Source organism: Acidisoma sp., assembly GCF_035492295.1.
In the GTDB taxonomy this organism is placed as follows: domain Bacteria; phylum Pseudomonadota; class Alphaproteobacteria; order Acetobacterales; family Acetobacteraceae; genus Acidisoma.
This window is the reverse complement of record NZ_DATJJK010000086.1, coordinates 1-9,853: the sequence shown is the minus strand read 5'-3', so window position 1 is coordinate 9,853 and position 9,853 is coordinate 1. Positions and strand designations below refer to the sequence as shown.

Below are 9,853 nucleotides of genomic sequence, written 5' to 3'. Positions count from 1 at the left end.
ACAGCTTCCGCTTCAGGAATAGCTCCGCCCAGAAAACCCAAAAGCGAAAGGAGAAGACCTCTCCCTTGACGGCATCCTGACGTCGAAAACATAAATCACCCGGGTCAATTCTCGATGGAACACCCGGGTCCGTTCTCAGCGAGAATCAACATCTACATCCCCTTCGTATTGATCGATCTTGCGGTTGCCTCCATCCTCATGTCGCTCGGCATGATCATGGTTTCTCCGACTCTGATCTCGTTGCCACTGAAACTTCTCATGTTCGTTTCGATCCATGGCTGGACCCTGCTACTCGGCTCGGTCACCCATAGTTTCGCAGGCGTCGGGGGATAGGCGCATGCCGCTCTATCTCTGGCTCTGCGCCGAAGCGCTTTCGACCATGCTCTCGGCGATCACGCCAATCATTCTGCTGCTGCTCCTGGTTGCCATCCTGATCGCAACCATCCAGGCAACGCTCCAGCTCGAGGACATGGCGCTCAGCCTGCTGCCGCGTACGGTTCTCGTTATTCTACTCGTCCTGACGGGCGGTTTCGGTGCCTTTGGCACCATGTGCCATCTGGCTGCCTCCTGGCTCGGTGCGGCGGGTCCGCTGGTGCATCGCGCATGGTATTGAGCGAACATCAGGTCCTAGCCTGGCTCGGTGCCTTCCTCTGGCCGTTCCTGCGCCTGACCGGGCTTTTCCTGACCGCGCCGCTTTACAGTTCGGCGCTTATCCCGGCACAGGTCAAGGCGGCGCTGGTTCTCGCGCTCTCGGCCTGTCTCGCCTTCTGGCTGCCGAATTTGCCGCCCTTTCCCGGATATCCCGCCGCCGCCATCTATCAGGGCGTCATCCAGATAGCGATCGGCGGCGCGATCGGCATGGTCGCGCAGATCATTGTGAGCGCGGTAGCCGCCGTGGGCGAAATCGCAGGGCTTTCGATCGGCCTCAGCTTCGCGGTGCTCCAGTTCCGAGAAGCGCAAGGTCAGACTCAGGCGCTCTATGATCTCATGCTGTGGCTGGGCCTGATTGGCTATACTGTTCTCGGCGGCCCGGTCTGGCTCTTTGCCGCCCTCGCGCATTCCTTTCAGGGCGGCGTGGCGGGGTTGGACTTCAACAGTTGGGCGCAGCTTGCCGATTTCGGCGGGGTGGTGATTGCGACCGGCGTCACGCTCGCGGCGCCGGTGCTTGCCGTCGCGCTCTGCGTCAATCTGACCGTGGGCCTGATGACGGTCTTCGCACCGCAGCTCAACCTGCTTACCATCGGCTTTCCAACCCTGATCCTGGCGGGGCTTGCAACCCTCGCCGGCTCGCTGGTCGTCTTCGGGGGCGCCATGCAGCACTTGTCGGAGCTTGCGGCGCGGACCCTCGCCGCAATGCTGTCTCATGGCTGAAGGCGGTTCTGATGACGACCGTAAGCATGCGCCGACTGAGCGGCGCCTGCGCCAGGCGGCTGAGCGCGGGGAACTCGCCCGATCGGTGGATCTGCCGCGCGCCGCCACCATCATTCTGGTCGTGACGGCGGCGCTGAACCTTTCCGCGATGGTCGGAGGCGAAATCCGGCTCGTGGTGCAATCGGCTTTGAGCCAGGCGGGTCAAGGCGATCTGACCCTGGCGCGCAGTTGGGTCGATGGCGTGATGACGCATTTGCTCCCGGTCCTGGGACTGATTGCTGGTCTCTCGCTTCTGGCGGGCGGTCTCCTGGGTGGGTGGACCTTCTCGGTCGTGGCGCTGATGCCGAAATTCGAAAAGATCTTCTCCTTCGCCGGTCTGGGCGAGCTTTTCGCGGTCTCGGGGCTGACGGAGACCGCAAAGTCCGTCGTCAAATTCTTGGCCATCGGCGTTGTCGCGGCCCTGACCTTACGGTTGGACCATGGCGCCTTCCTAGCACTTGCCACCTATCGCCAGGGCGTGGGGGGCGCCGTGGTTGCCACCTGTCTGCAGGTTCTTACCAACGTCGCTGTCGTCGTCGCCATCATCGCAGCGGCTGATGTGGTGTTGCAATTCTGGCTGTTCCGGCGTCGGCATCGGATGACGGACCAGGAGATGCGGGACGAGATGAAGGACGCCGTGGGCAATCCCCACGTGAAGCAAAGGCAGCGGGCGATCGCCCGCCGCATCGCCCGCAGCCGGCAGATGCGCCGTATCCCCGAGGCTTCGGTGGTGGTGACCAATCCCACGCATTTCGCGGTGGCTCTGCGCTTCCGCCGCGGCCAGGACCCGGCGCCGGTTCTGCTCGCCAAAGGCGCCGATCTCCTTGCGCTCGAGATCATGTCTAAGGCACGAAGCTATGGCATCCCAATCGTCGAGGCACCCCCGCTGGCCCGTGCGGTCTATCGCTACGTGGAGCCGGATGAACACATTCCGGTGGCGCTTTATCGGGCCTGCGCTGAAATTCTCGCCTATGTCTGGCGGCTGCAGCAATGGCGCGCACAGCGCGGCGAGGGCGAGAAGCCACGACCACCCCGGATCGGCGACATCGACGTGGAAAAGCCGGTCAGCACGCAGAATGCGCAAGCCAGATCCGAGGTGATCTAGGGTTATTTTGTTGAAAGAGCAACCGAATGGCTGACATCACTGGGCGCGTCTCTTGTCTCTGCAAATTTCGGGAAAACTTCCGGTGTGAGCCTCGAAGATAGAGTTGGTGACCTGAACATCGGGAGGAGACCGGCGTGCGGAGGAATGAGGAATCCGATCGACCTGTAGCGTTCAAGCATGAGGATGAAAGCGGCCACAACGGGTCAGTGGCGGCTGAGCCAACGGAGACCGGTGGAGCGGAGGAAGGGGCCCGGCGAAAGCGGCAGGCGATCACGCAATTTCCCATGCAAATCCTGGTGCCGGAGGAGACGCGGGATGCGCTGCGGCAGAGATCATTGGATACCGGTGCTTCGATCCGGCATATTATTTTGCGTTCCCTGGCGGCGGACGGCTTCCCGGTACCGAAGTTGAGCCGCTGGCGGGACTAAGATTCGATAGCCTTGGATTGCTTCGATCCAAGGTCTGACCCGATCATGGACCAAGCAAGAGCCCCGGCCGATGGCCGGGTAGTTCAATTTCCGTCAACCTCCCCAGGCTATGCTGCGCGGTGCAGCGCGGAGAGCCTGCGTGCTGTCGCCGACAGCGGAGGGGAAGCAATGCGGTCAAGGCAGTTTTGGGCATGGTCAATCCTGGGACTGACGGCCACGCCATCGGCATGGGCTGCGACTGATATGAGCTGTGGTCAGGCCATAGAGCGCATCCACTATCATCCCGGGATCGAAGCCAACAGCATTTTGGCGATTGTGGCGGCGACCTGGCGCAGCATGGATCAACAGACCACCGCCAGCGGGCATGCCGCGATCGCCAGCCGGGTGCTCGCCTCACCGCAGGCGATGAATGGGCTCGTCCGTCAGTGTCGGGAAAATCCAGGCCAAAGTATCCAGGCGGCGGCGGGTGCCGTCTACCTCTTGGCGCGGCAGGAGATAGACGGGTATTGATGCCGGGTCCGCACTGTCCGCGGCAGCAGATCACCGCCCGAAGGCACGTTCAGCTGGCGATCTCGGAGTCGAACTCGATCCCCTCGCTGCCCTGCGCCAGCACCCAGTCCCGGAAAAGCCGCGCCTGCCGGCGCAGCGGATGCGCCGTCGGCGTGATGAGGTAGAAGATGCCGATGATTTCGAGCGGGCTGGGAAAGGGACGGATCAACCGGCCCGATTCGATCAACGGGTCCACGAGCGAGGCATGTCCCAGAGCGACACCAAGCCCCTGTTCTGCGAAGGCGATGGCGGTTGCCAGCGAATCGATTTCGAGCAGCGGTGAATCGCGGTGAGAAGCGAGGTCGGCGGCCGTCAACCATTCGTGCCAGATCCCGCCGTCCCCGGGCACATGAAGTAATCGTTGCTTTAGCAAGTCATGAGGCGTGCGTAACGCGGTGCCCAACCGCGGGTGGCAAACAGGAAACACCGCGTCACCAAGGAGGACGATGGCATCCACACCCGACGCCCGGTCCCGCTCCTGGCTTATCTCGATATCGAATTCATCCCAATCTGTATCCACCCCCTGGATGGTCGGAGAGATGTGCAGCGCGATGTCTGGGAATTCATCGAGAAAGCGGGACAGGCGAGGGGCCAGCCAATAGGTCGCGAAGCCTGGATCAATGCGAAGCCGGATGCGGCCTTCCTCGCCTGGGCCGAAGATATCCGAGGTGCCGAACTTCAGCCGGTCCAGGCTTTCGCGAACGACGCGCAGATAGGCTTCGCCGGCATCCGTCAGGCGAACGGCGCGGGGCAGACGGATGAAGAGGCGCTCGCCAAGCTGTTCTTCCAGCATACGGATATGCTGGCTGACGCCGGCCTGGGTCAGCGTCAGCTCCTGCGCCGCCTTGGTAAAGCTGAGAAGTCTTGCCGAGGCTTCGAAACTGCGGATCCAATTGAGGTTCAGGCTGCGCCTCACGACGGCACTCCGCTGCGATATGAGGTCATCTCAGATGATGAGGGCGCATAGATAGGCATGGGTTACGCGAGCGGTGCAAGTGGCGGTGTGGGCGTAGATCTTTTCAGCTGGCGATGGCGACCTTTGGTGCGGCGATGCCACCGTAGCCGTAAGGGTGCCTTTCTCGCCACGCGTAGGCAGTTTGCACAAGCCGATCAAGATCGGTGTAGCTGGGGAGCCAGCCGGTATCGGCGTGCAGCGACTGCGAGCTCGCGATCAGGATGGCCGGATCTCCCGCCCGGCGCGGAGCGACGGAGGAGGGAACCGGTCGTCCGGCGATGCGGCTGACGGAGGCGAGGATCTCTTTCACAGAATAACCGCGGCCGGTTCCGACATTGTAGCGCACGCTGCGATGATCGAGCGGCTGGAGCACCCGGATATGGGCATCCGCCAGATCCTCTACATGAACATAGTCGCGGATGCAGGTACCGTCCGGCGTCTCGTAATCGTCACCGAAAATCGCAAGTGGCGGCCGGCGCCCGAGGACCGCGTCAATCGCCAGAGGAATGAGATGGGTTTCCGGATCGTGATCCTCACCCAGCCGGCCTTGAGCGTCTGCGCCGGCCGCATTGAAGTAGCGCAGGCAGGCGCTGTTCAAGCCATGCAGTTGCCCGGCCCAATGGAGCGCCCGCTCGATCATCGCCTTGCTTTCGCCATAGGGTGATGACGGGTCGATGCGGGCGGTAGCATCGATCGGGATGCAATCGGGCGTGCCGAAGAGGTTCGCTGTTGAGGAGAGGACAAAGCGCGGAACGCGATGGCGGACGCAAGCCTCAACGAGCTGGATGCCGAACATGCCGTTTTCCAGCAGGTAACGGAAAGGGTCCTTCATGCTCTCGCCCACCAAGGACAGCGAGGCGAAGTGGAACACCGCATCCCAGCGGCCGTCGCCCAGCACGGCGTCCACCGTCCGGCGGTCCGCCAACTCGCCGACCACCAGCCGCGCTCCGGGCAAAACCGCCTCGGAATGGCCAAGTGAAAGATTGTCCAAAACGACGACATCGGCATCCTGATCCAGGAGAGCGGCCACGACGTGGCTGCCGACAAATCCAGCTCCACCGGTCACCAGGTAGCGTTTGCGTCCCATGCGGTTTACACCCTTCACTTATGCCGATGGAATTTAGCCGTTGTTGCCTTCCGGAGTAAATCGAGAAACCGATTCTAAAATTCGCGCCAATTCGGCCATGCCCCTAGACGAAAGGCGTAGCTGGCAAGAGATCGGCCAAAGAGTTCAAGAAGAGATCAAAATGTCACAAGTGAATATTGAAAGAATTGATATCTCCTGATCCGGTCACGCTATTGTGTCCTCGCGCTCGATCCGCCCTGAGCGCTCGCTGCGCCGGACATTGTCGAGGTGCACCGGTATGCCCGCTTCCTCGAAAAAAGTCAGCCACTGATACTGTTCGGCCGAAAGCTGGTCGTTCTCCGACTTGACCTCGACGAAGACGTGTTCCGCTTCTCGCCACAGAAAGAGATCCGGAAAACCCCGGCTATTGTGCCGAAGGTCCTGGGCCATGCGCCGCAGCACCGCCGTGAGGGCGGAGGGATCAATGCGGTCTAAGAATATGTCCAGGATGGCGGGGAGATCCGCGGTCCAGCTCAGGAAAGGGTTGGCGATGCCGGCCTTGTCACGCAAGCGGGCCGCGGCGATCCGGTGGCTCTGCCCGCGCTCGGAGAGAGCGGCGAGACGGTTTTCGATTGCCCCGTGCCGCCGTGCATAGAAGGCTCGGTCATAGAGGTCTGCGGGGGCGATCTGAAGTGGCGAGTGGAATGCGCCGCTTGCGGGATCATAGATGATGTCCCACAGCAAAAGGCCGAAGGCGGCATTCCACAACCAGTTCTCGGAATGAATGCCCTGCCAGCCCAGGCCGGCATAGTGCAGAAGTGTTGCCTGCTCCACGCTGCCGTCTGTATTGGCGATCAGGGTCAAGCGGCCGCTCTTCTGCAGCCGTCGCGCGGCACTGCGCCCGCCGCCGCCCGCCGCACGGCGAAGAAGCTCGGCGGCCGCATAGCCCTCCTGCGGCGTGGTTGGCGCCGCTGCCATCTCCTGCAACAGGCGGGCGGCCTCCGCGCGCGCTCCCTGCTGGAGGAGGAGGCGGGCAAGCCGCTCCCGCGCCGGCGCATGCGGGCTGGTGCGATAGAGGGCGCAGGCCGCCGCGGCCGCGCCTTCCCGTTCCAGCCGTCGGCCGAGGCGGTCGACGAGACGGTCGAAGACCGGCTGGCCGGCGGTGAGCGCATCCCGGTGCACGGACTGATCCTGCCACCAGACGAGAGTTCTGGAGGCGGGTTGGCGGTCGCGAATCGCGCGGAAGGTCTCGTAGAGACGTGCCATGCGATAGGCGTCCGCGGCTTGCGCGCGGGTCGCGAAGAGTGGGATCAATTGCTCTGGTGCGATCGCCTCCGGTACGACGTAGCCCAAGGCGCGCACGACGAAATCCGAAAGATTGTCGCGGAGATCGCCGAAGAAGAGGAAGCGCAGGAAGGGCCACGGGTCCTCGGCCCCCAGGCGGATGACCGGATGATCGTGAAGAAGGTCCGCCAGCCAGGATGCGCGCGCGTCCCAGTCAGCCAGCCTGGCCAGGAGATCTGCACGCCTGCCGCCTCGGGGGACTGTGCCATCTGGGAGGCGGCGGCGAAGTTCCGGAATCGTGAAGCAGGCGAGAAGCCGCTCTTCCTCTTCCCCGGGGCAGCAGGCAAGAATGAAGCCCCTCGCGCGCAATTCGGCCAGGGCCTCGGCGAGGGACGGGATTTCCGGATAGACGAGCTTGTCTGTGCGGAAATAAGGCCCGCGCCGGTTGACGAGCCTGGCATAGAGCATCCGGCCGGGTGCGCTCAGTGCCTCGATCCGCGCGATATGGGCCGTTTCGAGCTCGGTAAGCAGAAAGCCGTAGCGCGTGGTCACGGCTGTCAGGACCTGGGCGAAGTGGTCTAGGTAATAGGGCGGTGGCATGGCTGGCTTGGTCGGGTCCTCGGTCCGTGCCGGTGCGGCGCCGCTCGGTTTCCCAAAGGTTTGCCCATGATCGTACGCCCTCATCCCAGTGCCCTGAGCCTGTTCTTCATTCTGCGCGGATCGATTCTCCGGGCGATTGTGGGTGAACTCCTCGCCGTCTGCGCGATCGCCTTTCTTGTCGTGTTGCTGCATGGCTGGCTGCCCTGGCTCTTCTCCGGTCTGACCTTGCCCTCCTTCACGGTACTTGGTCTCGCCCTCTCCATCTTCCTCGGTTTCCGCAACAATGTCTGCTACCAGCGCTGGTGGGAAGCGCGCCGGCAATGGGGGCAGCTCATTGCCGAGACCCGAGCCTTCCTGCGCGACGTGCGGGCCCTGCTGCCGGATGATGACGGTGCCTCTCGTCGCATGGGCTACCGCGCCATCGCCTTCGCGCATGCCTTGCGTTGCCAATTGCGGAAGGAGGAGATCCGCTCAGTGGAAGCCTGGCTCCCGCCTGAGGAATGGGAGGCAGTCGCAGCCCTGCGGGGCAAGCCGGACCGCATTCTGCATTTTCAGGCGCGCGAGATCGCGGCCCACCTGCGGGGCGGTCTAATCTCCGACATCCTCTACCGCAATTTTTCTGATCGGTTGAATGCCATGAGCGGCATTCAGGCGGCTTGCGAAAGGCTGCATACGACGCCCACGCCCTTCGCCTATACGCTGCTATTGCACCGTACCGCTTGGCTTTTCTGTCTGCTCTTGCCTTTCGGCCTGGTCTCGACGCTCGGACTGGCAACTCCGGTCGTCACCGTCATCCTCGCCTATGCCTTCTTCGGGCTCGACGCCCTGGGCCAGGAATTGCAAGAACCCTTCGAGGCGACAGACAATGCTGTGCCGCTCGATGCGTTGGTGCGGACCATCGAGATTGCAACGCTCGAGGTTGTGGGCGGGCGCCCCGTGCCGGAACCGCTGAAGCCACGCGACTACGTCTTGCTCTGATCGGATTTCGCCGATCGATTCGCAGTGCGAGACCTGCGGTGATCGCTGTGGAAATGGAAAATACATGGGCACCGCAGGGTGCGGAGCCGATTCGGGCGGACATTCCCCCCCCACGGTCGTATCGGCCGCAGGTGGGTGACTGAGGCGTTCCGCAAGTCGGCGAGGAGAGGCGGCGCCGGCCCTGAGGTTCCTGGCGCCGTCTCCCCTTGCCGCGCGAAAGGCGTGTCAGACGTCCTTTTTCAGGGACGGGCTCGCCTTGAAGCGGACGGTCTTGCCGGCCTTCACCTTGACCGGCTCGCCGGTGCGCGGGTTCAGCGCCTTGCGCGCCTTCGTCTTCTTCACCGTGAAGGTGCCGAAGGACGGCAGCGTGAAGCCACCCGTGGACTTCAGCTCATGGACGATGGCGTCGACCAGTGCGGTCGCAGCGCGGTTGGCGGCGACGCCGGTGCAGTCAAGGGACTCCTGAAGAACGGAGGCGAGGAAGGCTTTGCTCATGGCTTATGTCCTGGGTTCGATGGACGCCGCCCCTAATGCAGAATTCCACTCTTCGCAAGCCCTGACGACGATTTTTGGGAGACTTGCCTTGCAACGCCGGTTTGGCGTAAGCGGGGCCCGGTTGGACAAGCCTGCCCGGGTCATGCTGGCTTGCACATTCCTGTCTGACATCGATGGGCGGATTGGGACGGGGCTTGGCCCGCTTGTGAGCCAAAGCATGGAAGGCCGGCGCGGCCGCTCCACTGTTCCCCGTCTCGCTGCCCCGGGTCTCCGACCAGAAATTGATAGGGCAAACAAAATCCCCACCTCGGTCGAGGCAGGGATTTTGCAGTCTCAGCCTGCAACTGGCGGAAGCAAGTCATCCTAACCGTGACTCAGACCCATTTCATAAGCTTAAGGTGTGATTCACGGGGCACGATCCCGCTCTAGCGGGCGGCGGCTTCCGCTTCGTAGTCGGAGATTGCGGCCACCTTGGCGGCCGAGGCGGAGCTTTCGTCGAAGCGGTGCGCGAGCCATTCCTTGACCAGTGCACGGGCGAGTTCGAGGCCGATCACCCGCTCGCCGAGGCAAAGCACCTGGGCGTTGTTGCTCAAAATCGCCCGCTGGACGGAATAGACGTCATGCGCCGTGACCGCGCGGATGCCAGGCACCTTGTTGGCGCTGATCGCCACACCGAGTCCCGTGCCACATATCAGCAGCGCGCGGTCCGCCTTCCCCTCGGCCACCATGCGGGATGCGGTGACGGCGATGTGCGGATAGGCGGTGGTCTCATTATGGGCAACGCCGACGTCGATCACCGCAGCGACGCGGGGGTCTTTCCGCAGATCCGCGGCCAGAGCATCGCGAAAACGGGTGCCGGCATCGTCGCAGCCAATGACGATGGTGAAGGGCTGTTCAGACATCGGTTTCTCCCAAGTATTTCATGGCAAGTGTTTCAAGACGGTGTGGCTGCAGAGAGCGAAGGAGACGGCGCCCGCATCCCG

11 protein-coding genes are annotated in these 9,853 nt (G+C 63.0%); 6 read left to right on the top strand and 5 right to left on the bottom strand.

Features of this window, described 5'->3' with window-relative positions; genetic code table 11:
* The first annotated feature begins 114 nt into the window (after positions 1-114).
* The 5 genes from VL752_RS06080 (at position 115) to VL752_RS06060 (ending at position 3,453) form a co-directional block, all read left to right on the top strand.
* A complete protein-coding gene (locus VL752_RS06080) occupies positions 115-333 on the top strand; it encodes a hypothetical protein (RefSeq protein WP_325353187.1) in 219 nt (72 codons plus the stop codon).
* Positions 334-337: 4 nt separating this feature from the next.
* The gene (locus VL752_RS06075; RefSeq protein ID WP_325353185.1) at positions 338-613 is read left to right on the top strand and encodes a flagellar biosynthetic protein FliQ; all 276 of its coding nucleotides are present in this window, start codon (positions 338-340) and stop codon (positions 611-613) included.
* Entirely contained in the window at positions 604-1,371 is a 768-nt protein-coding gene (locus VL752_RS06070; RefSeq protein ID WP_325353183.1) for a flagellar biosynthetic protein FliR, read from the top strand. The genes VL752_RS06075 and VL752_RS06070 overlap by 10 nt, the downstream gene beginning before the upstream one ends.
* On the top strand, positions 1,364-2,515 hold the full coding sequence (locus tag VL752_RS06065; RefSeq protein ID WP_325353181.1) for an EscU/YscU/HrcU family type III secretion system export apparatus switch protein: 1,152 nt from the start codon (positions 1,364-1,366) through the stop codon (positions 2,513-2,515). Before VL752_RS06070 ends, VL752_RS06065 begins: the two co-directional genes overlap by 8 nt.
* Positions 2,516-3,186: 671 nt before the next feature.
* Complete coding sequence (locus VL752_RS06060; RefSeq protein WP_325353179.1) at positions 3,187-3,453, top strand: hypothetical protein; 267 nt, start codon at positions 3,187-3,189, stop codon at positions 3,451-3,453.
* 49 nt (positions 3,454-3,502) lie between these two features.
* Here the strand turns inward: VL752_RS06060 and VL752_RS06055 are convergent, their stop codons facing one another.
* The 3 genes from VL752_RS06055 to VL752_RS06045 all read right to left on the bottom strand — a co-directional run bounded on the left by VL752_RS06055 (position 3,503) and on the right by VL752_RS06045 (position 7,481).
* Entirely contained in the window at positions 3,503-4,408 is a 906-nt protein-coding gene (locus VL752_RS06055; RefSeq protein ID WP_325353177.1) for a LysR substrate-binding domain-containing protein, read from the bottom strand.
* A 103-nt stretch (positions 4,409-4,511) separates the two neighbouring features.
* The gene (gene galE / locus VL752_RS06050) at positions 4,512-5,534 is read right to left on the bottom strand and encodes a UDP-glucose 4-epimerase GalE (protein WP_325353175.1); all 1,023 of its coding nucleotides are present in this window, start codon (positions 5,532-5,534) and stop codon (positions 4,512-4,514) included.
* A 204-nt stretch (positions 5,535-5,738) separates the two neighbouring features.
* Positions 5,739-7,481: a VRR-NUC domain-containing protein gene (locus VL752_RS06045; protein ID WP_325353173.1), complete on the bottom strand. Its 1,743-nt coding sequence runs from the start codon at positions 7,479-7,481 to the stop codon at positions 5,739-5,741.
* On the opposite strand from VL752_RS06045, the gene VL752_RS06040 reads away from it, so the two are divergent.
* Positions 7,464-8,375, top strand: a complete 912-nt coding sequence (locus VL752_RS06040) for a bestrophin family protein (protein ID WP_325353171.1) — start codon at positions 7,464-7,466, stop codon at positions 8,373-8,375. The two genes, VL752_RS06045 and VL752_RS06040, sit on opposite strands and share 18 nt — an antisense overlap.
* Before the next feature lie 225 nt (positions 8,376-8,600).
* Here the strand turns inward: VL752_RS06040 and VL752_RS06035 are convergent, their stop codons facing one another.
* Entirely contained in the window at positions 8,601-8,870 is a 270-nt protein-coding gene (locus tag VL752_RS06035; protein WP_325353169.1) for an HU family DNA-binding protein, read from the bottom strand.
* Between the two features lie 425 nt (positions 8,871-9,295).
* Positions 9,296-9,772: a ribose-5-phosphate isomerase gene (locus VL752_RS06030; protein ID WP_325353167.1), complete on the bottom strand. Its 477-nt coding sequence runs from the start codon at positions 9,770-9,772 to the stop codon at positions 9,296-9,298.
* Between the last annotated feature and the right edge of the window lie 81 nt (positions 9,773-9,853).